General features: G+C 70.7%; 27 protein-coding genes. 12 read left to right on the top strand and 15 right to left on the bottom strand.

What is annotated here, in order from left to right:
- Positions 1 to 2 precede the first annotated feature (2 nt).
- From ACIGXX_RS25070 to ACIGXX_RS25060, 3 genes are read left to right on the top strand one after another with little or no spacing between them, the layout of a single operon-like run.
- On the top strand, positions 3 to 890 hold the full coding sequence (locus ACIGXX_RS25070) for a carbohydrate ABC transporter permease (RefSeq protein WP_351165847.1): 888 nt from the start codon (positions 3 to 5) through the stop codon (positions 888 to 890).
- 57 nt (positions 891 to 947) lie between these two features.
- Positions 948 to 2,468 (top strand): alpha-N-arabinofuranosidase, encoded by a 1,521-nt coding sequence (locus ACIGXX_RS25065; RefSeq protein WP_366462867.1) that lies wholly within the window; start codon positions 948 to 950, stop codon positions 2,466 to 2,468.
- Between the two features lie 55 nt (positions 2,469 to 2,523).
- Complete coding sequence (locus ACIGXX_RS25060) at positions 2,524 to 3,723, top strand: sialidase family protein (RefSeq protein WP_399978903.1); 1,200 nt, start codon at positions 2,524 to 2,526, stop codon at positions 3,721 to 3,723.
- Positions 3,724 to 3,778: 55 nt separating this feature from the next.
- Here ACIGXX_RS25060 and ACIGXX_RS25055 read toward each other — a convergent pair whose 3' ends face one another.
- Entirely contained in the window at positions 3,779 to 5,356 is a 1,578-nt protein-coding gene (locus ACIGXX_RS25055; RefSeq protein WP_399978900.1) for a carbohydrate-binding protein, read from the bottom strand.
- A gap of 284 nt (positions 5,357 to 5,640) precedes the next feature.
- Between ACIGXX_RS25055 and ACIGXX_RS25050 the strand changes: the two genes are divergently transcribed.
- Both ACIGXX_RS25050 and ACIGXX_RS25045 read left to right on the top strand, forming a co-directional pair.
- A complete protein-coding gene (locus tag ACIGXX_RS25050) occupies positions 5,641 to 6,099 on the top strand; it encodes a hypothetical protein (RefSeq protein WP_351165854.1) in 459 nt (152 codons plus the stop codon).
- A gap of 21 nt (positions 6,100 to 6,120) precedes the next feature.
- Positions 6,121 to 6,633, top strand: a complete 513-nt coding sequence (locus ACIGXX_RS25045; protein WP_366462870.1) for a hypothetical protein — start codon at positions 6,121 to 6,123, stop codon at positions 6,631 to 6,633.
- A gap of 49 nt (positions 6,634 to 6,682) precedes the next feature.
- Here the strand turns inward: ACIGXX_RS25045 and ACIGXX_RS25040 are convergent, their stop codons facing one another.
- The 5 genes from ACIGXX_RS25040 to ACIGXX_RS25020 form a co-directional block, all read right to left on the bottom strand.
- Positions 6,683 to 7,093 (bottom strand): VOC family protein, encoded by a 411-nt coding sequence (locus ACIGXX_RS25040; RefSeq protein WP_361466008.1) that lies wholly within the window; start codon positions 7,091 to 7,093, stop codon positions 6,683 to 6,685.
- A 76-nt stretch (positions 7,094 to 7,169) separates the two neighbouring features.
- The gene (locus tag ACIGXX_RS25035) at positions 7,170 to 7,562 is read right to left on the bottom strand and encodes an AraC family transcriptional regulator (protein WP_366462871.1); all 393 of its coding nucleotides are present in this window, start codon (positions 7,560 to 7,562) and stop codon (positions 7,170 to 7,172) included.
- Between the two features lie 145 nt (positions 7,563 to 7,707).
- Positions 7,708 to 8,604 (bottom strand): PRC and DUF2382 domain-containing protein, encoded by an 897-nt coding sequence (locus tag ACIGXX_RS25030; RefSeq protein ID WP_351165863.1) that lies wholly within the window; start codon positions 8,602 to 8,604, stop codon positions 7,708 to 7,710.
- A 281-nt stretch (positions 8,605 to 8,885) separates the two neighbouring features.
- A complete protein-coding gene (locus tag ACIGXX_RS25025; protein ID WP_351165865.1) occupies positions 8,886 to 9,299 on the bottom strand; it encodes a hypothetical protein in 414 nt (137 codons plus the stop codon).
- 218 nt (positions 9,300 to 9,517) lie between these two features.
- Complete coding sequence (locus ACIGXX_RS25020; RefSeq protein ID WP_366462872.1) at positions 9,518 to 10,180, bottom strand: hypothetical protein; 663 nt, start codon at positions 10,178 to 10,180, stop codon at positions 9,518 to 9,520.
- 277 nt (positions 10,181 to 10,457) lie between these two features.
- Here ACIGXX_RS25020 and ACIGXX_RS25015 point away from each other — a divergent pair, with 277 nt between their 5' ends.
- On the top strand, positions 10,458 to 10,868 hold the full coding sequence (locus tag ACIGXX_RS25015) for a hypothetical protein (RefSeq protein WP_351165869.1): 411 nt from the start codon (positions 10,458 to 10,460) through the stop codon (positions 10,866 to 10,868).
- 3 nt (positions 10,869 to 10,871) lie between these two features.
- Here ACIGXX_RS25015 and ACIGXX_RS25010 read toward each other — a convergent pair whose 3' ends face one another.
- Positions 10,872 to 11,813, bottom strand: coding sequence for a YihY/virulence factor BrkB family protein (locus ACIGXX_RS25010; protein WP_351165871.1), 942 nt, complete (start codon positions 11,811 to 11,813; stop codon positions 10,872 to 10,874).
- Between the two features lie 360 nt (positions 11,814 to 12,173).
- Between ACIGXX_RS25010 and ACIGXX_RS25005 the strand changes: the two genes are divergently transcribed.
- The 4 genes from ACIGXX_RS25005 to ACIGXX_RS24990 all read left to right on the top strand — a co-directional run bounded on the left by ACIGXX_RS25005 (position 12,174) and on the right by ACIGXX_RS24990 (position 16,932).
- On the top strand, positions 12,174 to 12,767 hold the full coding sequence (locus ACIGXX_RS25005) for a hypothetical protein (RefSeq protein ID WP_351165873.1): 594 nt from the start codon (positions 12,174 to 12,176) through the stop codon (positions 12,765 to 12,767).
- 310 nt (positions 12,768 to 13,077) lie between these two features.
- Positions 13,078 to 13,884 (top strand): ABC transporter ATP-binding protein, encoded by an 807-nt coding sequence (locus ACIGXX_RS25000; protein ID WP_383822154.1) that lies wholly within the window; start codon positions 13,078 to 13,080, stop codon positions 13,882 to 13,884.
- Positions 13,881 to 14,861, top strand: coding sequence for an iron-siderophore ABC transporter substrate-binding protein (locus ACIGXX_RS24995; RefSeq protein ID WP_351165877.1), 981 nt, complete (start codon positions 13,881 to 13,883; stop codon positions 14,859 to 14,861). The genes ACIGXX_RS25000 and ACIGXX_RS24995 overlap by 4 nt, the downstream gene beginning before the upstream one ends.
- A gap of 4 nt (positions 14,862 to 14,865) precedes the next feature.
- Positions 14,866 to 16,932, top strand: coding sequence for an iron ABC transporter permease (locus tag ACIGXX_RS24990; RefSeq protein WP_351165880.1), 2,067 nt, complete (start codon positions 14,866 to 14,868; stop codon positions 16,930 to 16,932).
- Positions 16,933 to 16,955: 23 nt separating this feature from the next.
- Here ACIGXX_RS24990 and ACIGXX_RS24985 read toward each other — a convergent pair whose 3' ends face one another.
- Positions 16,956 to 17,399: an NUDIX domain-containing protein gene (locus tag ACIGXX_RS24985; protein ID WP_399978888.1), complete on the bottom strand. Its 444-nt coding sequence runs from the start codon at positions 17,397 to 17,399 to the stop codon at positions 16,956 to 16,958.
- Positions 17,400 to 17,556: 157 nt separating this feature from the next.
- Here ACIGXX_RS24985 and ACIGXX_RS24980 point away from each other — a divergent pair, with 157 nt between their 5' ends.
- Positions 17,557 to 18,306, top strand: coding sequence for an SDR family NAD(P)-dependent oxidoreductase (locus ACIGXX_RS24980; RefSeq protein ID WP_399978988.1), 750 nt, complete (start codon positions 17,557 to 17,559; stop codon positions 18,304 to 18,306).
- A 56-nt stretch (positions 18,307 to 18,362) separates the two neighbouring features.
- On the opposite strand, the gene ACIGXX_RS24975 is transcribed toward ACIGXX_RS24980, so the two are convergent.
- The 5 genes from ACIGXX_RS24975 to ACIGXX_RS24955 all read right to left on the bottom strand — a co-directional run bounded on the left by ACIGXX_RS24975 (position 18,363) and on the right by ACIGXX_RS24955 (position 22,754).
- Positions 18,363 to 18,797: a VOC family protein gene (locus ACIGXX_RS24975; protein WP_399978885.1), complete on the bottom strand. Its 435-nt coding sequence runs from the start codon at positions 18,795 to 18,797 to the stop codon at positions 18,363 to 18,365.
- A 208-nt stretch (positions 18,798 to 19,005) separates the two neighbouring features.
- Positions 19,006 to 20,553, bottom strand: coding sequence for a SulP family inorganic anion transporter (locus tag ACIGXX_RS24970; protein WP_361465990.1), 1,548 nt, complete (start codon positions 20,551 to 20,553; stop codon positions 19,006 to 19,008).
- A gap of 54 nt (positions 20,554 to 20,607) precedes the next feature.
- The gene (locus tag ACIGXX_RS24965; RefSeq protein WP_351165890.1) at positions 20,608 to 21,249 is read right to left on the bottom strand and encodes a carbonic anhydrase; all 642 of its coding nucleotides are present in this window, start codon (positions 21,247 to 21,249) and stop codon (positions 20,608 to 20,610) included.
- A 275-nt stretch (positions 21,250 to 21,524) separates the two neighbouring features.
- Entirely contained in the window at positions 21,525 to 22,214 is a 690-nt protein-coding gene (locus tag ACIGXX_RS24960; RefSeq protein ID WP_351165892.1) for a 2-phosphosulfolactate phosphatase, read from the bottom strand.
- Positions 22,215 to 22,313: 99 nt separating this feature from the next.
- Entirely contained in the window at positions 22,314 to 22,754 is a 441-nt protein-coding gene (locus tag ACIGXX_RS24955) for a hypothetical protein (RefSeq protein ID WP_399978880.1), read from the bottom strand.
- A gap of 137 nt (positions 22,755 to 22,891) precedes the next feature.
- Here ACIGXX_RS24955 and ACIGXX_RS24950 point away from each other — a divergent pair, with 137 nt between their 5' ends.
- Positions 22,892 to 23,464: a GNAT family N-acetyltransferase gene (locus tag ACIGXX_RS24950; protein ID WP_351165896.1), complete on the top strand. Its 573-nt coding sequence runs from the start codon at positions 22,892 to 22,894 to the stop codon at positions 23,462 to 23,464.
- Positions 23,465 to 23,502: 38 nt separating this feature from the next.
- Here the strand turns inward: ACIGXX_RS24950 and ACIGXX_RS24945 are convergent, their stop codons facing one another.
- Complete coding sequence (locus tag ACIGXX_RS24945) at positions 23,503 to 24,000, bottom strand: DUF5709 domain-containing protein (protein WP_351166262.1); 498 nt, start codon at positions 23,998 to 24,000, stop codon at positions 23,503 to 23,505.
- A gap of 134 nt (positions 24,001 to 24,134) precedes the next feature.
- Positions 24,135 to 25,445: a PP2C family protein-serine/threonine phosphatase gene (locus tag ACIGXX_RS24940; protein ID WP_383821772.1), complete on the bottom strand. Its 1,311-nt coding sequence runs from the start codon at positions 25,443 to 25,445 to the stop codon at positions 24,135 to 24,137.
- Positions 25,446 to 25,593 lie beyond the last annotated feature (148 nt).

Genomic DNA, 25,593 nt, shown 5'->3' with positions numbered 1-25,593 from the left:
CCATGACCGCGATCGCCACGCGCCCCGAGACCGGACAGCGCGGCACCACCGCCCCGCCGGCCCGCCGCCGCGACTCGGAGCGCCTGTTCAACCGGGTGGCCCTCGGCACGCTCATCGCCCTCGCGCTGCTGTGGCTCGTTCCCCTGGCGTGGGCGCTGGCCACCTCGATCCGGCCCGCGCAGGAGGTCGTCACCAATCCGACCGGATGGTTCACCGCGCATCCGACCCTGGACGCGTACGGGGAGATCTTCGACGCGGGCAAGCTGCCCTACTGGTACGCCAACAGCTTCATCACCTCGATCCTCACCACCGTCCTCACGGTGGTCATGGCATCCCTGGCCGCGTTCGCCCTGTCGCAGACCCGCTTCCGGATGCGCCGGGCCGCGTTCGTGATGCTGCTCGCCGGCATCATGATCCCGGGGCAGGTTCTGATGATCCCGCAGTTCCTCGCGCTCCAGTCGGCCGGTCTGCTGAACACGTACTGGGGCGTCGTCCTGCCCCAAGTCCCCAACGTGGTCGCCGTGTTCGTCTTCAAGCAGTTCTTCGACGGGATCCCGCGCGAGCTGATCGACGCGGCGCGCGCGGACGGCGCGGGCTGGCTGCGCACCTACTGGCAGATCGTGATGCCGATCTCCCGTCCGGCCGTCTCCGCCGTCACGATCTTCGTGTTCGTCGGCGTCTGGAACAACTTCCTGTGGCCGCTGCTCGTGGTCACCGACCCGGAAATGATGACGCTGCCCGTCGGACTCACCTCCGTCCAGGACGTGTTCGGCGTGCCCTACGCCCAGCTCATGGCATCCGCCGTGCTCGGCGCGATCCCGCTGCTCGCCGTGTTCGCGCTGTTCCAGCGCCGCATCGTCGAGGGCATCGCCGGCACCGGCCTCAAATAGCCCACCCCCTGCCCGACCCGAGCCAGCACACCGCACCACAGAGAGAGGCACCCGAACATGCCGCACACCGCACGGTTCGTCATCGACCCCGAGTTCAGCGTCGGCGACGTCGACCCGCGCCTGTACGGAACCTTCGTCGAGCACATGGGACGCTGCGTCTACACCGGCATCCACGACCCCGAGCACCCCACCGCCGATGCCGACGGCTTCCGCGGCGACGTCGCCGAGCTGGTCCGCGAACTGGGCACCGGCCTCGTGCGCTACCCCGGCGGCAACTTCGTCTCCGGCTACCACTGGGAAGACGGCGTCGGACCGGTATCCGAGCGCCCGCGCCGCCTCGACCTGGCATGGCGCTCCATCGAGACCAATCACGTCGGCACCAACGAATTCCTCGGCTGGGCACGCCGGTTGGGCCTCGACCCCATGATGGCCGTGAACCTCGGAACGCGCGGCATCGACGCCGCCCGCGCCCTCGTCGAGTACTGCAACCACCCGGGCGGCACCGCCTGGTCGGACCTGCGCATCAAGCACGGCGTGAGCGATCCGCACGGCGTGAAGCTGTGGTGCCTGGGCAACGAGATGGACGGACCCTGGCAGACGGGCCACAAGTCGGCCGTCGAGTACGGACGCCTCGCGGCGGAGGCCGGCAAGGCGATGCGCCAGGTCGACCCCTCCATCGAGCTCGTCGCGTGCGGCAGCTCCAACTCGCGGATGCCCACGTTCGGCACCTGGGAGCGGGAAGTCCTCGAGCAGACCTACGACGAGGTCGACTACCTCTCCCTGCACGCCTACTACGAGGAGTTCGACGGCGACCGCGCCAGCTTCCTCGCATCGGGCGCGCACATGGACCAGTACATCCGCGACGTGGTGTCGACCGCCGACCACGTGCGGGCGGTGCGCGGCGCCAAGAAGCACATCAAGCTCTCCTTCGACGAGTGGAACGTCTGGTACGCGGCCCGTTTCGTCGGCGAGCGCAACCTGGAGACCGCCGAGACGCCCCGGCTCATCGAGGACACCTACAGCGTGACCGACGCCGCCGTGGTCGGCTCGCTGCTCATCACGCTGCTGCGCAACGCCGACCGCGTGGCCATCGCCTGCCTGGCCCAGCTGGTCAACGTCATCGCACCCATCCGCACCGAGCCCGGCGGCGCCAGCTGGCGCCAGACCATCTTCCACCCCTTCGCCCAGGCGGCCCGCTTCGCGACCGGCCGCGTCCTGCGCACCGACGCCACCGGCCCTCGCATCGACACGCCTCAGTACGGTGACGTGTCCGCCCTGGACACCGTGGTCACGCACGACGAGCAGACCGGCGCGCTCACCGTCCTGGCCGTCAACCGTGACCAGGAGCAGCCGCTGCGTCTTGAGGCCGCGCTGCGCGGGGCGGCCGGCGGATACCGCGTCGTGGAGCACCTGGTCCTCGCCGACCAGGACCCCGACGCGGTCAACACCGAGGCGGACCCGGACCGGGTCGTGCCGCGCCACGCGTCCGGCACGCACATCACCGCCGAGGGGACGCTGGCGGCCGAGCTGCCGCCGGTCTCCTGGAACGTCATCCGCCTCGCGCCCCAACAGGGCTGATAGCCGGGCCCAGTTCACCGATTCACCCCCATCCCCGCAGAGTCAGGAGAGGCCCATGTCAGCGCACGACCCCGCACGACCACGTCTCCTCCGCCCCACCGTCCTGTTCCCCCTGTTGCTCGCCTTCCTGGCGGCGCTGTTCGTCACGCAGTCCGGATCGTCGGCCGACGCCGCGACCGGCACCCTGCTGCGCGACGGCACCGGCCTGTACCCACGCGCGGTCAGACTCGCCCACAGTGGCGACGCCAACGGCCGGGTCCTGGCCTCCGTGGTCACGTTCTCCGGGAACAACGGGCTCGGCGCCATCCACGAGAGCACGGACGGGGGCGCGTCGTTCCGCGAGGTCGGCACCGTGCGCGACCCCGAGGCGGCCGGCGGGCAGGGGCTGTGCTGTTCGACGCTGTACGAACTGCCGCAGCGCATCGGCAAACTGCCCGCGGGCACGCTGCTGTGGGCGGCGTCGGTCGGGCAGGACGAGCCGAACCGGCGCATGGCCCTGCGCGTCTTCAAGAGCAATGACGTGGGCCGTAGTTGGAGCTATCTGTCCACCATCGCCACCGCGTCCAACGACAAGGGACTGTGGGAGCCGGAGTTCTCCGTTGACGCCTCCGGGCGACTGGTGGCGCACTACTCCGACGAGACCGACGGCGTGCACAGCCAGAAGCTGGTGGCCGCCCGCACCGCGAACGGGGTGACCTGGACCGGGCACCACGACACCGTCGCCAGCACGCTCGCCTCGGACCGGCCCGGCATGGCGGTGGTGCGCAGGATGGGCGACGGGACCTACTTCATGTCGTTCGAGATCTGCGCGGCCGCGGGCCAGTTCCAGTGCGTCGTGCACTACCGGACCTCGTCCGACGGCTGGAACTGGGGCGCCGCCACCTCCCTGGGTATCCGCCCGGAGACCGCCGACGGCAAGTACTTCAAGCACGCGCCGAACCTGGCGTGGGCGCCCGAGGCGGGCAACCCGAAGGGCAGGCTCTTCCTCGTCGGCCAGGTCATGTACAACCGCGACGGCAGCAAGGCGGCCGGCAGCGGGCGCACCGTCTGGGTCAACGGCAACGGCGGTGCGGGCAGTTGGCGGGAGATCCCCGCCCCGGTCGCCGTCGAGTCGACGACCGTCGACTACTGCCCCAACTACAGTTCCAGCTTGCTGCCGTCGGCCGACGGCAACCGGCTCCTCGAAATCGCCACGGACTGGTCCGGCTCGGTCTGCAAGCCGTACTTCGCCACCGGGGCGGTGCCCGCGGCCTGAGCGAGAGCTGCCGGCCGGGGTGTCACCCCGGCCGGCAGCGGCGTCCATGGAGCGATTACGGAGCAATCGCATTGCCGCCGAAGGTGACCACGAGGCGCCCGTCCGCCGCGTAGGTCCACTTCAAGGCCCCGGCGTACGAGGAGCAGCGAGAGCCGTTCGAGCCGGACCAGAACTGGTTCGAGCTGTCGGAGTTGCCGACGATCTTGTCGTTCGTGCCGCTGCCGCCGCGGCACGAGGTGTTGTTCCGGAACACCGAAGTGCCGCCGTCGAAGGAGTAGTTGCGCTCGTCGTTGTCGATGCTGACGTTGTCCGACACCGACATCGTGCCGAGGTTCCTGTTGTACGTGAATCCGTGCTTGCCGTTGTTGTAGGCGATGTTGCGCCGGATCACGTGGTTGACGCCGATGTCCTCGCCGCCGAGCTTGTAGCCGTTGCGATCCCCGTTGCCGGCCTGGGAGCCGTCGCTGAGGGTGCCGTTGTCGTGGGCGAGGGAGTCCTCGATGGTGACCGCGCCGATGGGGCCCGTGTCCGACTTGGTGTACAGGTCCCAGCCGTCGTCGATGTTGTTGTGGGCCACGGCGTGGCGGAAGACGTTCCCGGGCCCGGAGGTGAGCTTGGCGGCGAAGCCGTCGGCGTCCTCACCGTCGGAGTCGGCGTTGTCGTGCGACTCCGCGCTCAGGATGAGGTTGTTGGACGGCCACTGGCTGCTGGGGGTGCTGGAGAGCATCCGCGAGAGCTGGAGTCCGGTGTCACGGTTGTAGCGCGTCACCGTGCGCTCGAAGACGTTGTTGCTGCCGCCGACGAAGATGCCGTTGTCACCGGCGCGTTCGACGACGATGCCCTTGACGTGCCAGTACGACCCGTTGACCGCGAGCCCGCGGTTCGAGGTGGCCTCGCTCTGGGCGGAGAAGTTCAGGACCGGCGTCTCGCCCGGGTAGGCGGACAGTTCGGTGCGATCGCTCGCGGTGCCGTTGTTCCCCTGGGGGATCGTGATCGTCTGCGCGTGGCGGTAGGTCCCGCCGCGCAGGTAGATCGTGCCGCCGGGAGTGATGCGGGTGATGGCCGAGGTGAGCGTCGTGGGATCGGACTGCGTCCCGGTCGCGCCGTCGGTGCCGTTCGGTGACACGTACAGCGCGGAGGCCGATGGTGGCGGGGTGGTGTCGTCGCCCACCTCGGCATCGAGATAGTCGATGTTGGGCAGGCCGGCGGAGGCGGTGGGGCTGAGCCGGACGGTGTTGCTGCCCGACCTCACCGGCACCGTGAGCGTCTTGGTCGCCCAGGTGCCCCACGTGCCGGTGCCCTCGAACGACGCCGAGGTGACCGCCGAGCCGTTCACCGTGAGGTCCGCGGGCCGCGCGGTGGTGGTGCCGTTGGCGAAGCGGACCTTCAGCGTCGCGGTGCCCGCGGCGGAGGCGTTCACGGTGAACTGCACGTGGGCGCCGGTCGCGTTGGTGCCGTTGCAGAACCCGCTGCCGGAGTAGCCGGCCCAGTCGGAGTCGACGGTGCCGGTGCAGACCGCGGGGGAGTTCTCGGCCTCGTAGAGGGTGGCCGCGGCCTGCGCCGGGTTGCCGGACAGCGCGACGAGTGTGCCGGCGAGTAATCCGACGCACGCGGTGATGGGTCGTGTTCGCATCGAGGGTCTCCAGGTTGGCGGGCGGGGCGGGGTGACGGGGCTGGGTGCGATGACGCAGGGGCATTCGGCAGCATGAATGGCTGCGGAAACACCCCTTGCACCTGCTGCTGGAAAGCGCTTTCCTGGAAGCTATTGCTACGCCATGGACGCGTCAATGGTCATGTACATGATTCTTATTCATGGATACGAACGACCGTCCGCGGAACGGGCCGGTGTGCGGCCACACGGGGGAGCCCGCAGCGAGCCTTCGTCGCCCCGACGCCGGCAGCGGCTACCGATCGATCATGACCTACGACCCCCTCGACGAGATGTTCCGGCGGATCGACCTGACGCGGGCCATGGAAGGGCAGTTCGGCACCTGCCGGGACTGGCCGCTGCACCTTCGTGCCGCGCACGCCCAGCTCGAGCAACTGCGCAGACTGCTCGGTGACACCCACTACGAGACGTTCACCGAAAGCGCGGTGGAGGCCATCCGGCGCCGCGCGGAGAGCCAGGACTCCAGGGACCTGCACGGCGAGCACCTCGGTCGGCAACTGCACCAGCGCGTCCAGGCCCTCGGTGGAGAGGCCGCTCACGTCGCGTGGGCGATCGGCTGCGGGCTCACCGTCCTACTCGACGACGAGCAGTACGAGAAGGTCATCACCGCATCGGCGGCGGCGTGCCGGACCGGCGGCTCGGCGGCCGGGCCGGGCAGCGGCGGCGTACCGACGGACGCCTTCGCGGGTATCGCCCCTGACGCGTGACCTGGCGGGGACAATGGAGGCATGACCGAGCCTGCACCCGCGCAGAACGCAGAGCAGCTTCAGGCTTTCGCCCATGCCCTCAGGCGGGCGATGGTGCCCGCCGTGCAAGGAATGGCCGATCACGTCCAGGCCCTGCACAGGGAGATGGCCCCGATCGTCGACGAGCAGGCGGGCAACCCGTTTCCGCTCACCGCCCAGCACCCCGAACTCGGCTCCTGCCACTGTCCGTGCGACACCCACCCCGAGTTCCCCGGGACGTGCAGGGGCTACGCCGAACCAGGCTTCACCGTCGTCTTCAACGCGCCCGCCACCGGCCCGCGGCGCATGCCGCTGTGCCGGAACTGCCACGACATCCGCATGGGCCTGGCCCCTCAACGCGACTCCGACCTCGAAGCGGTGACCGACACCTGCACCTGCCACTGCCAGGCCAATCACCCCGGCCGCCCCGGCATCTGCGAAGCCGCCTCCGAGGCGGGGGCGACGATCGACGGCGAGCCGGTCTGCCTCGAGTGCGCGGAAGCCGGCCGCGGCTAGCGCCCGGTCGTGCCACGGGTACGGACGGACGGGCTGCGGCGGGCCGCTCTCAGACCTTCGGCTGGGTGAAGCGGATGCTGTTGCCGAAGGGGTCGCGCAGGCCGCAGTCGATTCCGTACGGGCGGTCGGTGGGTTCTTCGGTGAACTCGACGCCGCGGCCCCGCAGCGTCTCGTACGTCTTGCGGCAGTCGTCCGTGCTGAAGATGAGCGAGCCGCCCGTGGCGCCCTTGGTCACCAGCTCACGGACCTGCTGCGCCGTCTCGTCGGACATGGCCGGAGGCCCCGGCTTCTCCAGCAGGATCTGGCGATCAGGGTGTCCGGGGATGCTGACGGTCAGCCAGCGCATGAAGCCCAGGTCGACGTCGGCGCTGACCTCCAGGCCCAGCTTGCCGACGTAGAACTCGAGGGCCTCGTCCTGGTCGAGTACGTAGATCTGCGAGTGCGTGATGGCGTTGAACATGTCCGTCACGCTACTGGGCACGCCGGACGGAAACTTATCCAGAACTGCTCAGCGGCGAGGAGTCGGAACGTGTCGGTCAGGCCCTTGGGCGCGTCCATGCCTTCGTGAAGCACGTCGGTACGTTCGTGGGTGCCGCTTCCTTGCGGTACTGCCGCGGTGACCGGCCGACGATGTCGCGGAAGGTGCGGCTGAAGGTTCCCGGGCTGCCGAAGCCGACCAGGAAACAGATGTCCGTCACGCTGCGGTCGGTATCGCGCAGCAGGGACATCGCGCGCTCGACGCGGCGGCGTTGCAGATAGCGGTGCGGGGTCTCGCCGAACGTGGCCCGGAAAGTGCGCGTGAAGTGCGCCTGCGACACATGGGCGATACGGGCCAGGGCGGGGACGTCCAGCGGCTGCGCGTAGGAGCGGTCCATCGCGTCCCGCGCCCGGAGCATGCGGCGGTTGGTCTCTTCGGCGGCGCGGGTCACGGTGGACCAGCAAACCAGCTTTTCCTCCGCCGCTCCAGAGCGGCCGCTCCGTCGCCAGCACCGAACGTGGAGGGAGGGAGCACTCCCGCCGAGTGCTCCCTCCCTCCGCCGTCAGCTGCCCTCGATCAGGGCGCCCTGAGGGGCGTCAGTGCCGCGGGCCCTGCTTGCGGTCGCGCCAGCCCTCGCCCTTCGCGCCGCGTTCGCCCTTGGCGTCGTCGAACTCGATCTGCTCCTTGCGCACCGTGTCGGAGACCTCCTGCGTCTCGGTGACCTTCTCGGTCTCCAGACGCACGCGCTCGACCGGCACGGACTCCTTGCTGACCACCGCCTTCTCGGCGTGCAGGGTCACCTCGGTCTGCTCCTCGCCGATGTTGGCGCGCGTGCGGTCGCCCTCGCGGATGGGCTCGCGGACGACGCGAACTTCCTCGTGGGAGATGGGGACGGAGGTCTTCACGTCTTCGGTGACGACCACCTTGCGCAGTCGGGCCTGCCCGACCTCAGTCTCTTCCGTCCCGACGCGCAGCCGCTCCTCCGAGCGGATCATTTCGTCCGCCTTGCTGTCGTCGCCCGCGGCGGAGCGGGTCGCGAACTCGCGCGAGCCCGTGTTGCGGCCCTCGCCCATGCCCATCCCGGCACCCGCTCCTGCTCCGGCCATGCCTGCGGCACCGGCGCGGTCGCGACCACCTGCCGCCGGGGCGGTGCGGGGCTTCGCGCCGTCGGGCCGGGTGAGGCCGTAGTGGGTGTAGAGGTCCTGCTCCTGTCCCGGCTCGAGGTGCTGGTCGGCGTCCACGCGCGGAGCCTCCTTCACGGCCTCCTTCGTGGCCGCCACGTGCAGCTGGTCCTCCTGGCGGCGGGCTCCGGAGAGCGGCACGAAGCTCTGCTTCATGCCGAAGAGACCGGTCTTGACGGTCACCCACTCGGGACGCCCAGTTCGGTCGTCGAGATACACCTGCTCGACGCTGCCGATCTTCTCGCCGGTCCGGTCGTAGGCCGTCAGGCCCGCGAGCCCATCGGCGCTGGTGAAGGCCTCGCCCTGAGTCATGGGTGATCACTCCCTCGCAGCGCGCGACGGGCAGAATCGAATCTCGCCACGGACGTCGCACGCGTCCCCTCCATCGCGCGCCCCACGGGTGCGCGACGCAACCAGGAGAGTCACGGAGCGTGTGCGGACGGCTCGACGGAAGCTCTTCGGCGGGGTGTTTGCGGCGATCGGGCCGATCTGGGGCGCCGCACCGCCAACTAGTCCATACGAGTGAGCGTCCTGCCGGACCGTTCGTGGAGACGCGGACACGTGGAGACGCGGAGACGCGGAGACGGTGCCGGCTAGGGGAGGCCCGCCCGCACCAGGACCTGTTCCGTTTCCGACGGGAAGAAGTTGCTGATCCCCTGCATCAGCCGCAGCGCCGTGGCCACGCGCCGGGGGAGGGGGCGGGGCAGCCCCGCTGGAGTGAGGGCCGCCCCGCACGGCTGGGTGCGTGCTCGGTCCAGTTCGTGCTGGGCGCGCTGGACCTCACCGTTGCCGATGTGGACGAGGGCGCGCCGGACACTGCCCGATGCCTGTTCCGAGACGCTCAGGAGCGCGGTGATGCCGGACGCGGTGGGTTCCGCGGCCGGCCGGGCCACGGCTGTCGAGGGGCCGGCGGGCGCACACTCGCGGGCAGCCAGCCGAAGGTGGATGCTTGCCTGGTCCAGGATTTTGACGATCGCGCACAACCGTCCCGTGTCGAACGAGGCCATGGGATGACTCCTCTTCGATACCGCTCGGGTTCGATGCCGCTCGGGCGAACACGCGCACGAGTAGTTTGTCCTTCAGGCGTATCACCGGTGTGTGCCCGACCCGAACCCCTGCGGGGGGAGCGCACGCGGCGCGCAGGGAAGGGCGAGGACGGGCGCACCGACCGGTCTTTCCGCCCGGGGGCGCACGGACCGGGGTCCGCCGTGGTGGGGGCGGGGCTCTACCCGGTGGCTGTCTGCGCGTCGGTACTGCCCATCGGGTAGCACTCCTGGATCAGACGCTTCATGTCATCCCGTACGGCCACCAGCTCCCGGGTGGTGCGCGTCGTGTTCTGGATCATGCGCACCAGGTCCTCGGGCTGCAGCCCGTGCTTGAGAGCGCGGTCCATGTCGTCGCGATAGCACTCCACCCAGTCGACGCGACCCTCCACCGCACGATCGAAGTCGTCGAGAAGCTCGGCGCAGTAGATGCTCATCAGGCTGCGCAGCGAACGCCGGGCCGCTTGTCGGCGCTTGGTCGTGCTCCAGCGCTGTATCAGGGGCGCGGGAGGCGCCAGGACCGCATCGATGTCGCGCTGGGCGATCTCGATGTACCCGCGCCTCAACGGGAGCCCGATGAAGGTGACCGGGCGCGGCCCCGCGCCGTTTCCGCCACCCCCGATGTGCGCGATGAACCGGCGGGTGAGGTGGTGCGTTCTGAGCTGCTCCAGCGCTTCGCTGGTCTTGCGCGCCGCCTCGCACCAGTCGTTCAGGATCTCGTGGAGCTCCATGAGCGCCTCGTGCATGTTCGGCCATGCCGGTGTGCTGGTGGCCCGGTCGGACACACCGCGCAGCACGTTGCCCGCCGCCTTCGCCACGACCGTGGCTTCTGGGCCTACCACCATGAGGACGTGACCTGCCTTCTCCCGGAGGTTGAGGAGCCTGCCAGCCTACGGCGATCCAGGAACTCCCGTAGGGCGATTGACGGACGTGGCGGGTGGGGTTGCGTGAACGCCACACGGAAGTGGTAGAAGAGGTGGTCCGGGGAGCGTAACTCGCCGATGGTTAGGGGCAGTTGATCTGTCCGTGGGTGGGTCTGGACGGTGTCATCCAGCGTAGGGGGATGTGCGTGGCGGGTGCGGCCGCAATCAGCGGCCCCGGTCGTACACCGACCCGGTCGAAATGCCGGAGATCGTCTCGCGGCCCTGCCCGGGGTCCGGCTGCGACGGCGTGCTGACGACGCCGGTGCTTCCGACCGGACGTCATGACGTGGAGCCGACGGACCCCGAAAGCATCGAGGGTGTGGTCGTCGCCCGCGACGGCCGCATTCCTCCCACCATGGAGGAAGCACTCCGGGTCGTGACCAAGTTCGTCCCCTTCACGGTGGACGACGCCCCTCTCGTCCACCGCCGCCCCAGCGTTCCCGGCCTGATGGGCGAGGCGTCCACCCGGGCCGAACTGGCGGCGACGCTCGTCCGTGATCTGGAGCGCCAGGTCGCGTTCACGTCCGGGGCGTGGGCACGCTCGCGTCGGCTGTTCATCCTGATGGAGTCCCTGACGGCGGCGAGACGTGCCGGGCGTGTCCCCTGGTAGGCCTCAGGACCCGGGTGCGGCGGCCGGGGCGCGGGCCATCTCCACCGTGAACTGCGCTCCGGCGAGCAGCGCCAGGTTGGACATCCAGAGCCACACCAGGAAGACGACCACGCCCGCGAGGGAGCCGTAGAGCTTGCCGTAGGTGCCGAACCCCGAGGCGTACAGGGTGAACAGGCCCGAGGACACCAGCCAGAGCAGCGCGGCGAGCAGACCGCCCGGCAGGCTGCGGCGCCAACCGCGCTCCGAGGGCGGCGCGTTGCGGAAGAGCACGAGGACGAGCAGGACCACCAGGCAGACCAGAGCGGGCCAGCGCAGGACGGTCCAGACGGTCTGCCCCGCGTCGCCGACCCCGGCGCGCCGCCCGACCGCCTGGACGAGGGAGCCGCTGAGGACGAGTACGAGCGCGCTGGTCGCCAGCAGCGCGAGCAGGGCGAGGGCGGTCATGAGGACCCGGTGCGCCTTGCGCCACACGGGCCGCGTGTCCTTCACGCCGTGCATCGCGTGCAGCGCCCGGCGGAAGACGGCCGCGTAACTGGAGGCGGACCACAGGGCGCTGACGGCGCCGCCGACCACGACGGTCACGGCGGCGGAACGCGCGCCGGCCATCTCGGTCAGTACGTCGTTCAAGGCGCTGCCCGACTGCGCCGGAGCCCAGTCGGTGACCTCGGCGATGAGCGTCTGGGTCGTGTCGGGACTGACCAGGCTGATCAGGCTGACCGTGACCAGGAGGGCGGGCAGCAGGGCGAGGATCGCGTAGTAGGTCAGGGCCGCGGCCCAGTCCGACACGTCGTCGTTCCACATCGCCACCGGGGTGCGGCGCAGCGCGGCGCCCCGCCGCGCCCACGGGGACGGGGCCCCGGCCGGTCCCGCGGGCGCGGCGAGCGCGCCGGACCCGTCCACGACGCGGGCAGACGTCGCACGGGCAGGCGTTGCGGAACTGTCCATGGGCTACTCCTCGTTGTCCGTTGCCGACGGTGTACGCACCGCCGTCCACGCTCCGCCCCTTGGACGCCGGTCGCCCGGGTCCGTTACGCGGGAGCATCCGGAACGTAATCTTCCCCTGCCCCCGGATGCCGATCGCAGCCGCCCTGGGCGCTCGTGCGCGGGGAGGTTCACGCCCTGACCATGCGTCTTCCCCGTGGCGGGCGGATGAAGAGCCGCGGACGTTACCGTTCGGTGATATATCGGACAGGGCTGTGACGCGAGCGAGGGCAACGGACGCAGGGTGTCGCGGGTCGTATGTGGCGTGGGGGTCGGGCAAGCCGGCCCTCCGTGAACGGGGAGTTGACGATCATGAGTGTTCGTATGAGCCGAGGACTGTGTGCGCTGGGTGCGGCAGTGGCCGTGGCGGGGGTGGTCGCCAGTACGGGTCCGGCGGCCGCCGCCGGCTCGCCCCGGTTCCTGGCCGCGTCCGAACTGCCGCCGCACGCGTCGTCGGCGTGGACGGCCGGTCCGGTGACCGCCGGGCAGCCCGACCCGCTGCCGATGTGCGTGGGTGAGGCCCTGCCGTCGATCTCCGTGCACCGCGCCTACCGCACGGACCTCGACACCGGCGCCCTCCAGGTGACGGTGGTGGAGCGCAGCGAGCAGCGCGCCAAGGACTTCGCGGCCCTGCTGCGCAAGAACCTCGCCGGCTGCGCCGAGAAGGTCATGCAGCAGGATCCCGAGATCACCGCGACGCAGAAGTACTACGGCAAGCTGAACGTCGAGGAGGGCGCCCACGTCTACGGCGTCCACACCGAGGCCACGTGGGGAGCCTCCGACATCAACATGTTCTCGGTCGGCCGCGACGGCAACACGGTGACACTCGTCCAGTGGGGGCAAATGGGCGATTTCGCCAACGCGCAGGTGGCCGACTTCAAGACCACGACCCTCAAGGCCGTCAACAAGCTGTACTGACGAACCGTGTGCTCCGGTGCCGCCCGTCATATCGACCGATGGGCGGCATCGGTGCGTTCGGGCCCTCGTCCGGGCCGGGCGCACCACTGCTCAAGGCGTTTCAACTGGGCTGCCGTGCGGCCTTGTTGAACAGAAAACAGACTGGTTCGGTGGTGGCGTCGGCGGGGGAGTGAGGCTCGTGCCGTTCGCCCCGATTCCGACCCCCTACTTCCAGCCAGACTAAGGTTAGGCTAACCTGCACGCCGTGAGATCAGGTGAACGCGCAGGTAGCGCCACACGTCCGCGCGGTCACGAATTGTCCGCCGAGCACATGACCGTGTCGTACGACGGCGTCGATGTCGTGCACGACGCTGCCATCCAGCTCAGGCCCGGCGAAGTGACCGCTCTCGTCGGCCCCAACGGGAGCGGCAAGTCGACACTGCTGCGTACCGTCGCCCGCCTGCAGGGCGCACGGCACGGCACGCTGACCCTCGATTCCGGGACGGCCGAGGCCGCCGACGGCTTCGACCTCACCGCCCGCCAGTTCGCCCGCCGCGTCGCCCTCCTGACCCAAGGACGCCCCACACCGGGCGGCCTGACCGTCCGTGACGTCGTCGAGTTCGGCCGCTACCCCTACCGGGGCCGCTGGGGCCAGGCCGACGCGGGCGGCGCCGCCGTGGTGGAGCGCGTGCTCCTCCTGACCGGCGTCGACAACCTGGCCGACCGCGCCGTCGACCAGCTCTCGGGCGGGCAGTTGCAGCGGGTGTGGCTCGCCAGCTGCCTGGCCCAGGAGACCGGCGTACTGCTGCTCGACGAGCCGACCACCTACCTGGACCTGCGCTACCAGATCGAACTCCTCGACCTGATGCGTGACCTCGCGGACGACGGCGGCATCGCCGTCGGCGTCGTCCTGCACGACCTCGACCAGGCCGCCGCCGTCGCCGACCGGATCGCCCTGCTCGACGCCGGGCGCATCGTCGCCGACGGCGCCCCCGAGGACGTACTGCAACCGGAGCGCCTCTCCGAGACGTACGGCATCCGCATCGAGGTCGACACCGACCCCCTCACCGGCCGGCTGCGCACCCGCGCGATAGGCCGCCACCACAGCAGAAGCGAAAGGCTCCACACCTCCTCATGAGACGCCCCCTCCTCGCCGCGGCGGCCGCCACCGCCGTGGCCCTCGTCCTGTCCGGCTGCGGCACCTCCGAGCCCGCCAAGACCAGTGCGGACAAGAAGTCCGAGCCGATCACCCTCACCGACGCCAACGGCAAGACGGTGAAGCTCGACGGTCCGGCCAAGAAGGTCGTCGGCACCGAGTGGAACGTCGTCGAGTCCCTGGTCACGCTCGGCGTGGACCCCGTCGGTGTCGCCGACGTCAAGGGCTACAAGGCGTGGGACTCCGCCGTTCCGCTCAAGAACGACCCCAAGGACATCGGCACCCGCGGCGAGCCGAGCATGGACACCCTCGCCGGTCTCACCCCCGACCTCATCGTCACAACGACCGACATGTCGGCCTCCGCGGTGAAGCAGATGCAGAAGGTCGGCACCGTCCTCCAGGTCAAGGCCGCCGACGGCTCCGACCAGGTGGGCCAGATGTTCGACACCCTGGACGTCATCGCCAAGGCCACCGGCACGACCGGCGAGGCCAAGAAGGCGAAGGAGTCGTACGAGGCCAAGGTCGCCGAAGGCAAGAAGGCGCTGAAGGAGGCCAAGCTCGACGGTTCGAAGGTCGCCTTCGCCGACGGCTACGCCGCCTCCAACCAGGTCTCCCTGCGCGGCTACACGAGCAACTCCCTGCTCGGCGCCGTCAACGAGGAGCTCGGCCTGAAGAACGCCTGGAAGATCAAGGGCGACAAGGACTACGGACTCGCCACCACCGACGTCGAGGGCCTCACGGCGCTCGGTGACGACGTGAAGTTCGTCTACATCGGCAACAAGGGCGACGACAGCTCGGACGTGTTCACCGACGAACTCGCCGACAACTCCGTGTGGAAGTCGCTGCCGTTCGTCAAGGACGACGAGGTGCACCGGCTGCCCGACGGCATCTGGATGTTCGGCGGCCCCGGGGCGATGGAGGCGTACATCGACGCCCTCGTCGACACCCTGAAGAAGTAGCGCCGTGGCCGTCACCGCAACGCACTCAGCCACGCCCGAGCGCGCGGTCGCCTCCCCCTTGGGCGCGGTCGCGGTGACGGCCGGTCTCGTTCTTCTGGTCGCCGCTCTCGCGGTCGTCGACATCACGCAGGGCACCGCGTCCGTCGGTCCCGGCCAGGTGTGGCGGGCCCTCACCGGTCAGGCCGAGCAGGGCGACTCCTCCGTCGTCATCGCCTCACGCCTGCCGCGGATGGCCGCGGGGATACTCGTCGGCGTCGCGCTCGGCGCGGCGGGCGCAGCCCTCCAGGCGGTCAGCCGCAATGTGCTCGCCGCACCCGACACCCTCGCCGTCAACGCCGGTTCGTACCTCGCGATCACCCTCATGGTCGCCAGCGGTGCGACGGCGCCGCTGCTGGCCTCATCGGGAGTGGCGTTCGTCGGCGGCCTCGCGGCTGCCGCCGTCGTCCTCGTGCTCGCCGGACGCGGCGCCGGAACCGTCCGCCTCGTCCTCGCCGGCAGCGCGCTGGCCCTGGGGCTCAACGCCATCACCGAGGCGCTGCTCCTGCTGGCGCCCGAACAGACCCAGGGCCTCTACCAGTGGGGCCAGGGAAGCATCAGCCAGAACGGCTTCGACGGAGTGGCCGACATGGCGCCCGTCGTCCTGGCCGCGCTGGTGGGCCTGGTGCTCATCGCCCGCCGCATCGACGCCCTGGCTCTGGGCGACGACGCCGCGCGGGGCCTGGGCATCCCGGTCCGCGGCACCCGCGTCACGGCCGTCGTCCTCGCCTCGCTGCTCTCGGCCGGTGCGGTGACGCTGGCCGGGCCCATCGCCTTCGTCGGCCTGTGCGCGCCGGCCCTGGTGCGGCCGCTCGCGGGCCGCATCCGTGGCCTCCTGCGCCACCGGACCCGCATCCCCGTCGCCGGTCTCGTGGGCGCCGCCCTCGTGCTGGGCTCCGACGTGCTCCTGCGCACCGTGACGTCCTCGCAGACCGCGGTCACCGTGCCCACGGGCGTCATCACCAGCGTCGTCGGCGCCGTGTTCCTCGTCGTCATGGCGATGCGCACGCGCGACGGCGCCGGTGCCTCGGCGCCGGACCGGCTGCGCATCCCGAGCAGGACCGCCTACCTCGTCACCGTGGTGGTCCTCGTGGCCGCGCTGGCCGGCGTCATGACCGCCGCGGTGCTCGTCGGCGACAGCACGCTCCTGCTCGGCGACGTGGTCAACTGGGTGCGGGGACAGTCGGGACAGGCCATCACCTTCGTCCTGGACACCCGGGTGCCACGGGTGTTCGCCGCACTCTGCGCGGGTGCCGCGCTCGCCCTGTCCGGCACGCTCGTGCAGTCCGTGACCCGCAATCCGCTCGCGGAACCCGGTGTCCTCGGCGTCTCGGGCGGAGCGGCGCTCGGCGCCGTCATCCTCGTCACCTCGGCGCCGGGCGCCGGGTCGTGGAGCATCGCGGGCGCGGCGTTCGCCGGCGCCGCGGTCAGCTCCCTGGTCGTCTTCGGCCTCGCGGCGAAGGGCGGCTTCCAGAACAGCAGGCTCGTCCTGGTCGGCATCGGTGTGTCCTCGGGGACGATGGCGCTGATCAGCCTGCTGATCGTGCTCACCGACCGGTTCAGCGCGACCAAGGCGCTGATCTGGCTCTCGGGCTCCACCTACGGACGGTCCGGCACCGACATCCTGCCGGTCGCGGCCGTGCTCGTGGCAGGGACGGTCGTGGCCATTGCCCGCCGCAAGGAACTCGACCTCGTGTCGCTCGACGAGGACACCCCGCGGCTCCTGGGCCTGGACCTGGCACGCGGACGTCTCGGCTTCCTCGTCGTGAGCGTGCTGCTCAGCGCCACCGCGGTGGCCGCGGCGGGCACGATCGGCTTCGTGGGTCTGGTGGCGCCGCACGCGGCACGCGCGCTGGTGGGCCGACGCCACGCACGGGTCGTTCCGGTCGCGATGCTGCTGGGCGCTTCTCTGGTCTGCCTCGCGGACCTGCTGGGCCGGACCGTCATCGCCCCGGCCCAGCTGGGCGCGGGACTCATGACGGCGGTCGTGGGGACGCCGTACTTCGTGTACTTGCTGGTGCGCAGCCGCCGCTAGTGGGGCGGCGGCCGCGTGCCGCGCTATGAGGCGATGCTGCCGCGCTGCCTGAGCAGCGGCAGGACGTGGTCCCTGACCGCGGGGGAGAGCTGAACGTCGCCTTCCCGCCCGGAGATCCACCGCAGGGCGGCCAGCTCGGCGGCGGGCTCGGGCTCCTTGCTGATGCGTGCCTCGAAGACCGACAGCCTCATGGGCGCCCGCTCCAGGGCGGCCATGGCCTCGACGTCGGCCAGGAACCGCGGCTCCAGGGGCTGCACGCCGAGCTCTTCGTCCAGTTCGCGGACCAGGGTCTCCAGTCGGGCCTCACCCGCATCGGGCTTGCCGCCCGGCAGATAGAAGACGTCGGGAGCCGCCTGCTTGCTGACGACCAGCAGGCGGTTCTCCTGAACGATCGCGGCGGCCACCACGGCCAGCGGCTCTTCCGCGCCGATGCCGTGGGCGACGCCCGTCTCACTGTCGTATGTCATAGGGGCCGTCTTCCCCACGCACCCCAGCAGCACCCATCGCCCGTCACGCATCAGCCGGAAAGCGGGCCGACGTGTCGAATTCCGGTGGGCCGCTCCGACGTATCTCATGGAAGCCGGAGGAATCCGGAGAGGTCCGTTTCGCAAGGGCGTGGTGGAGATGCTGCTGGAGAACAAGATCGCTGTGGTGTACGGGGCTGGCGGGGCGATCGGTGAAGCGGCGGCCCGCGCCTTCGCCGAGGAAGGAGCCCGGGTGTTCGTCGCCGGACGCACCCGGGCCACCCTCGACGCGCTCGCCGGGACGATCCGCTCGGGCGGCGGCCTGGCGCAGCCCGTGGTCGTCGACGCCTTGGACGAACGGGCGGTGGCGGAGTGCGTGGACGGCATCGTCGCCCAGGCCGGGCGGATCGACATCTCGTTCAACGCCATCGGAGCCGCCGATGTCCAGGAACCGCTCCAGAAGATCTCGGTGGAAGACTTCCTGCAGCCCGTGACGACGGTGCTGCGCTCGCAGTTCCTGACCACCCGGGCCGCGGCCCGGCACATGGTGCCCCGCGGGACGGGCGTCATCCTGGCCTTCGGCGGGGGCGGGCCGCAGACCCTGCCGGGTCTGGGCGGCTTCAAGGTCGCCCTCGACGCGCTGGAAGGGCTGCGCCGCCAGTGGGCGTGCGAACTCGGGCCGCACGGCGTCCGCGTGGTCACGCTGAAGTCGGGCGGCGTGCCCCAGGCCATCCCCGAGGGCTTCCCGGGAGGCGACGAGATCACCGCCGCGCTCGAGGAGGCGACGCTGCTGGGGCGGACCGCCGAGCTGAGGGACGTCGGCCAGGTGGCCGCGTTCGTGGCCTCGGACCGGGCCCGCACGCTGACGTCGACCGACGTGAACATCTCCTGCGGGGCCATCGTCGACTAGGAGTTCAGCATGGGGATGCCGAACCGGACGCCGCGGCAGGTGGCGCCGCTGGAGGCTCAGTCGAGACAGAACTCGTTGCCCTCGATGTCCTGCATCAGGATGCACGACTCGTTGTCGTCGTCGGCAAGCAGCGTGCGCACGTGTACGGCGCCGAGCGCGACCAGCCGTGCGCATTCGGCCTCCAGCGTGGCGAGGCGCTCATCACCGACGAGTCCTGTGCCGGCTCGCACGTCGAGATGCACCCGATTCTTGACGATCTTCCCTTCGGGAACGCGTTGGAAGAGCAGGCGCGGGCCCGCACCCGAGGGATCACTGCACGCGAAGTAGGTGACCTGCTCCTCAGGCGGCAGCGAGCGGTGGTACTCCTCCCAACTGGCGAACCCCTTCGGGACCGGCGGAAGGACGTACCCCAACACCTCGCACCAGAAGCCGGCCAGGCGCGCGGGCTCAGCGCAGTCGAAGGTGACTTGGAACTGCTTGATCGATGACATCGGCGCACCGTAGCAAAACAGTGCCCCGTGGCAAGGGGGCAGAGCACAGCGACCCCGCCGCGACGGGGGGACGCGGCGGGGCCATAGAGGCGGGTGCCCGGAGAAGTCGGCGTCATGCCTGCTTCGGCGGATGGATTTCGCGGGACACCGCGACGCCCGCCACCGGGGCGGGTGGCGGGCGTCGCGGCGGGCAGGTGGGGCGGACGCGTCAGCGCCGCATCGGTGCCTCCACGGGTTCCTCGGTCCCGGCATCGGAAACCGGGAACGTCTTCATGCGTACGGCCTCCGTACCGCTGTCGTTGTGCCGCATCGCCCAGTTCTCCAGGGTCGTGCGGCAGGCGTGGTCCAGATGGCGCAGCGCGGTCAGGTCCAGTTCGATGGGCCGGTCCTTGGGCAGGGCCTCCAGCGTCTCCAGGATGCGCGGCAGCCGCAGGAACGTGGCGTTGCCGGTGAGGGTGACCACCATCCGTCCGCCGGTCAACTCCCGTACGTCCAGGTGGACATGGGAGGTGTCCCAGGCGGACTTGACCACGGCGAGCACCAATCCGAGGACGACGCCCTCGAACATGTTGGTCACCACGATGGCGATCGCGGTGGTGGCAAGGACCAGGGCCTCGCCCCGGTGGGCGCGGGCCAGCGGGACGATCTCCTTGACGGGGATCAGCTTGCAGCCCGCGTGGACCAGTACACCCGCGAGCGCCGCCAGCGGGATGATGCCGAGCGCGGCCGGAAGGAGCACGGCGAACAGCAGCAGCCAGGCGCCGTGCAGGACGCGGGAGAGCGGTGTGCGGGCGCCGGCCTCGACGTTGGCCGAGCTGCGCACGATGACCGCCGTCATCGGCAGTGCGCCGAGCACGCCGCACACCGTGTTGCCGACGCCCTGGGCGACGAGCTCCTTGTCGTACTGCGTGCGCGGTCCGTCGTGCATGCGGTCCACCGCGGCGGCGCTGAACAGCGATTCGGCCGAGGCGATGAGGGTGAAGGCCAGGACCGTGCCGAGCACGGCCACGCCGCCCAGGGCCGTCAGGTCGCCGAAGCCCGGCGGCTGAATGGCGTCGAACAGGCCGCGCACCGTCACGTTGGCCACGTCCAGGCTCAGCCCGGCGGACACGGCGGTGGCCAGGGCGACGGCGGCCAGCGGGGCGGGCACCACGCGCACGGCCGCGGGCAGCTTCGGCCACAGGACCAGCACGGCGATGGTGCCAAGACCCAATGCCACGGCGGTCAGTGAGGTGGTGTCACCCAGCACGTCGGCAAGGAGTCCGGGCAGCCCGGCTATCTTCTCGAGCCCGGAGCGCGGCTGTTCGGCGCCGGCCATCGTGTACAGCTGACCGAGGATCAGGACGAGTCCGATGCCTGCCAGCATGCCCTGTACGACGGACACGGAGATGGCGCGGAACCACCGGCCGCAGCGCAGCAGGCCGAGGACGATCTGCAGGGCGCCGGTGAGCAGCACGATCGCGCCGAGCATGCCGAGCCCGAACTCCTGCACCGCCTCGAAGACGAGCACGGTCAGTCCGGCGGCGGGCCCGCTCACCTGAAGGGCGCTGCCCGGCAGGAAGCCGACGACCAGGCCGCCGACGATGCCGGTGACCAGGCCCAGTTCGGCCGGGACGCCGGAGGCGACCGCCACGCCGACGCACAGCGGCAGGGCGACCAGGAAGACGACGAGTGAGGCGAGGAAGTCCTGGCGCAGGACGCCCGGTTCACGCAGTGGGCGGAAGGGGGAGCGAAGGGAGGAGAGGAAGGAGGGCATGAGGGTGGGGGGTCCTGTCGTGGGAGCGGTCCGGTCGGTGGGGCGCGGCGGCTCTCACAGCGGACCGAACGCCGGCCGGTCGTCGAACGACGGACGATGGGCGGTGACGGTGCCGGTGTGTACTTCGTAGTACCAGGCGTGCAGGGTGAGCGATCCCTCGTCGATCCGCTCTCTCACGCAGGGGTACGCGCGCAACCTCTCCACCTGTGCGAGCACGTGTGTCTGCACGGCCTCGGCCACGTCGGCGGAGGCCGGGACGAGAGCGCGCACGGCGGCGTCGGGGGCGACGGAGTGGTCCAGCCAGTCGCGCACGGCCGGCACGGCCGACAGGTCTTCGCCCCGCACCAGGGCGCCCACCGCGCCGCAGTGCGAGTGTCCGCAGACGACGATGTCGCGGACTCCGAGTACGCACACCGCGTACTCGATGGTGGCTGCCTCGCTCAGGGGGCGGCCCTCCCGGCCGGCGTCGTTGCCGGAGGGGTAGGGCGGTACGACGTTGCCCGCGGTGCGGAGTTCGAAGAGTTCACCGGGGCGTGCGCCGGTGATCAGGGCCGGTACGACGCGTGAGTCGGAGCACGTGACGAACAGGGCTTCGGGCGATTGGCCGGCCCCGAGGGCCTGGAAGGCCGCGGCGTTTTGAGGGGCCGCGACGTGGGTCGCGGCGAAGGAACGGGCGTTGTCGATCAGGGACTTCATGATGGCCTGCCTCCTGCGTCACTGCGGCGGAGCCGGGACGCGGTGTGGTCGGGTCGATGGTGACAGTGAGGCGGCGCGGGCCGCTGAGTGACAGCGGGCTCCACGTCGCCCCGGTGACAGCCTGTACTTCAGCTGTGTCTCTCACTTTGCCATTGCATTAACCTCTGATGACAGAGCAAAAATCTGCCAAAGATTGAGTAATAAACGCCCCTGAGCTGGGAGTTGATCCAACCCTCAACCGTTGGTCAAGGGTTCACGTGGAGATCATGTGGAGCTCATGAGGCCGTTCCGTTAACGACAACGGGACGGAGCACCGTCAGCGACTCTTCCTGGCGGGCCACCATCGCGAAGGGGAACCGGTCGATCTCCAGGCAGAGGTCCACATCGTCGGGGTGGTACCCGCTCCGCAGCCCGCCGGCGAGCTCCGCCGCGGCACGAGAAGCCCTCGCCCGGTGGAGATACGGGGCCGCCTCGACATCGCCTCCGGCCATGCACTGCCCGATGTATTCGGCGCAGGCCAGGTCCTCGTCGGCCCGCCCACCCTCGCCGGTGACGACGAACGTCACCGGACCGGCATCCTTCGCCCGCAGGAACCGCGCGGTCGGGCCGGCCACCACGAAGCTCGCGCACAGGACCAGCGGCGCGTTGGCGACGGCCAGCGCGCCCACGGTCCCCGCCGTCGTCTTCTGCACCAGCGTGCGACCGGTGAAGTCCCGCGACCTGAGCAGGCCGGGCGAGTTCACCGCGTCGAAGCCCGCTGCCGGAGCACCGTCCTTCAAGGCCAGCCACCCCGGCCGGCCCTCCTTCAAAGCCAGCGCCTCACTCTCCGTCGAGGCCAGGACGATCCTCTCGACACCACGAGAGAAGGCCCAGGCAGCCACGGTGAAGGCGCGCATGACGTCGACGACGACGGCGACACGGGGAACGTCGGTCAACTCGGGTATGCCTACAAAGCGATGATCCATCGCGCCATTCTGACGCTCCGGATCATCCGAAGGGCATGATTTTCCGGCTGGCTGCAACCGCTGGACGGCAGGAGGCTCCTGGGGACTTGGGGGGGCTGATCAGCGGCCCGGTGCCGGTGCGGCGAGTTCGTCTTCCAGTCCGTCTCCTCGGCCGTACCGTGACCGCGCCGCCGTTCGTCGATTCGTCTGCACCAAAGCGCCCGCCGTGAAGGCGAGCGAGCTTGCGAAGGCGGTCGTCAGGGCGGGGTTGAGCCAGGAGGGGACGACCGGGCTGGTGAACACGTGCCCGTCGGTCGTACGGCACATGACGTTCAGCGGAAGGAACCGCACCTCATGGGCCGACACCTGTGCGTCCCGCGGACGCTGGGACGCGTCGCGGCACTCGCGCAGGGGTGTGGAATCCGCGCCCCCTCCCCCCTCGCCGACAGCGAGGCCGACGGCCGCGAGGCCGAGGAGGTAAAGGGCGGCGGTGGCGATGGCGGAGAAGACAGCCATGCCCCGGACGAACGTCGAGTCGCTGCCTGCGGCAGTTCCGACCATGGCACACCCCGTATCGGCGCGGCGGACAGAGACTTCTCAGCTGCCCGCCTTTGCTCGGAAGAACCGCATCACCGAGGAATTGGGCTCCGCCGCGCCACTGCCACGATCACTGCCGCTACGCGTGCCACTGTGGGGCCATGTCCATCGACGTACGCCCCGCTTCGGTCTTCGAGGATGTCCGTGCCGTGGTCGGCCCGAAGTCACCCGACGCCAATGTCTGCTGGTGCCTGAGCTACCGGATCCCGTCCAAGCTCAACAACGAGCTCCGCGGTCCTGCCCGCGGTGAGTACGTCGCCGAGCTGTGCCGTGCGAATCCCCCGCCGGGAGTGCTGGCCTACGACGGCGACGAGCCGGTGGGCTGGGCGGCCGTGGCGCCCCGCTCGGAGACGTCCTTCGCGCGGAACCGGAAGATCCCGCACGTCGACGATCTGCCGGTCTGGTCGCTGTGGTGCGTCCGCGTACGGCCCGGCCATCGCAAGCAGGGGATCTCGCACGCCCTGATCGAAGGCGCTGTCGAGTTCGCCCGCGCCCACGGCGCACCCGCCGTCGAGGCGTACCCACTCGACAACGGAGCCGCCAAGGTCGACCTGACGATGGCGTACGCCGGTCTCCGCAAGAACTTCGAGCGCGCCGGATTCACCCACGCCGCCGACACGACCTCCGTGCTGGCCGGTCATCCCCGCATCCTGATGCGGCTCGACCTGCGCTGAGACGCCGGCAGCCGCGGGCCGCGCCCTGGGCTGCCACGTCAGCCCGCGGAGTCCGGCCGGCCGGCGGCGTCGGGGTCGATGACGTGCACCGCGGCCTCCTCGGCGGAGGCCGCCCCGCCGTCGATGCCCATGTCCTCGCCGATCATGTCCTGTTCGGCGTCGTCCTCCGCGTCCACGCTGGCCCCCTCGTCGGGGGCGAACAGGCGCCCGGCGCGGGCGTCCCCGACCTGCGTCTCGTCGATCGGCTCGCCGTCGGTGTCGGTCGTGTCCCCGATGCCGTCGTCGTCCTCGGCCGGATCGGGGACTTCGAGCGCGGGGTCGGGCCGCTCCTCGGAGAGGCGTTCGGCCAGGCTCTCGCCGTCCTGCTGCTCCTGAGCGGTGGTGCCGGTGTGGGCCACGCCGAGGGGCCGCTCGGGCGGCGACCAGCCCTCGTCGTAGGGATCAGCCCCGCGGTCGCTGAGCGTGTCCTCCGCGTCGAGGATGCCCTCGTCCTCGCGGACCTCCTCGGCATCGGGCTGGTAGACCTCGTCGCCCATGACCTCGTCGTTTCCCACGGTGCTCGTCCTCCTTCACGCGCGACTGATGCTGCTGTTGTCCCGTGTATCCACCCTGATCCAGAACACACGTTCCGGCATGCGGGGGAGCGGGGGCCACGCGACCGGTCGGCAGGTCACCGCGTTCCCGGCGGACGCCATTCGAGGAGCAACAGCGTCGCGTCGTCGCGCAGTTGGTTGTCCTGGCGGTCGAGGATGGAGTGAATGAGCTGGCGCAGGGCCTCGGGCGCCGGTTCGCCCGCCGCGGTGGCACGGATGATGCTGTCCGTGAACCGCTCCAGGCCGAATTCGGCGCCGCCCCCGGTCCGCAGCTCGGTGACGCCGTCGGTGTACATCAGCACGCGGTCACCCGGCTGGAGCGCCTCCTCGTGGACCTCCCACTCCACGTCGGCCAGCAGGGCGGGGGTGCCCATGGGCGGCTGGGCCGGCCGCTCCAGCGCCCGGTCCAGTACGCGGTGGTCCCGGATCAGCAGCGGTGGCGGATGGCCGCAGTTGCACCACCGCAGCAGGCCGGAGGCCAGGTCGAGCTGGGCGAGGATGCCGGTGCAGAACTGCTCGGGCAGCCACCCGGCCAGCGCGTGCTGGACGGTGTCGACGAGCTCGGTCAGCGTGGCCTCGGCCCGGCGGGCGTTGCGGCAGCCGGCCATGGCCACGGCGGTGGTGAGACCCGAGGCGAGGTTGTGGCCCATGGCGTCCAGGATCGCCACGTGCAGGGTCGAGGGGGTCAGGGAGTGATCGAAGGCGTCGCCGCCGATCTCGTACGCCGGTTCGAGCACGGCGGTGGAGATCACGTGGGAGTTGCCGATGGTCCTGGGCGGCAGGAAGGCCCGCAGCATCTCGGCGGGCAGCTGCATGGTCTCGGACCGTGTCCGGCGCGCGAAGCTGTCGCTCGACGCCCGCTTGGAGGTGATCGTCATGGCCAGGACGGAAGCCAGCATGCGGCAGCGGCGCAGCAGCGCGACGTCGATGACCGACGCCGTGGCACCGATCACGCCGAGCCGCTCGGCGCCGTCGATCAGCGGCAGCCAGGCGACGATCCGGCCCTGGGCCAGCTCCTCGACGCGCAGCGCGTGCGCCCGGTAGGCCGAACCGGCGACGGTGGTGTCCACCGTGAGCGAGTCCGGTCCCGCAGCCAGCGGCACCAGGCACCGCTGCTGGATGTCCACGAGGTACACGTCGATCCGGTCGAGCCCGACGGCGTCGGCGAAGCGCTGGGCCAGGGCGGGCAGCTCCATGGGCGCCGCCGCGTGCGCCGAGGCGAGCAGCTGCTCGAACAGCTGCTCCCCGGGGCCGGGCTGCCGGGGGCCGGGGCCCGAGCGCGCGGGTCCGGAGCTGTCGGGCCCGTAGCTGTCGGGCCCGGCGTTTCCTGATCCGGCGTCTCCCGGTCCGGCGTTTCCGGCTCCGGGCTCCCTGGGCTGGCTCGACATCTGTGATCACCGCCTCATGAGCAGTCTCACACCGGGTCCCGGATCGCGCCCGGCTTGGGGCGGGCGGGGCACGTTCTGCGCCTGCGCCCGCCCGATTTCCGGCTCCTAGGCGCCTGCCCCGGTCCACCGGGCCGGCCGTCTCAGCGGT

Origin of the sequence: Streptomyces sp. NPDC055243, from assembly GCF_044544025.1 — a bacterium.
Classification (GTDB): Bacteria; Actinomycetota; Actinomycetes; order Streptomycetales; family Streptomycetaceae; genus Streptomyces.
This window is presented reverse-complemented; position numbering and strand designations above follow the sequence as displayed.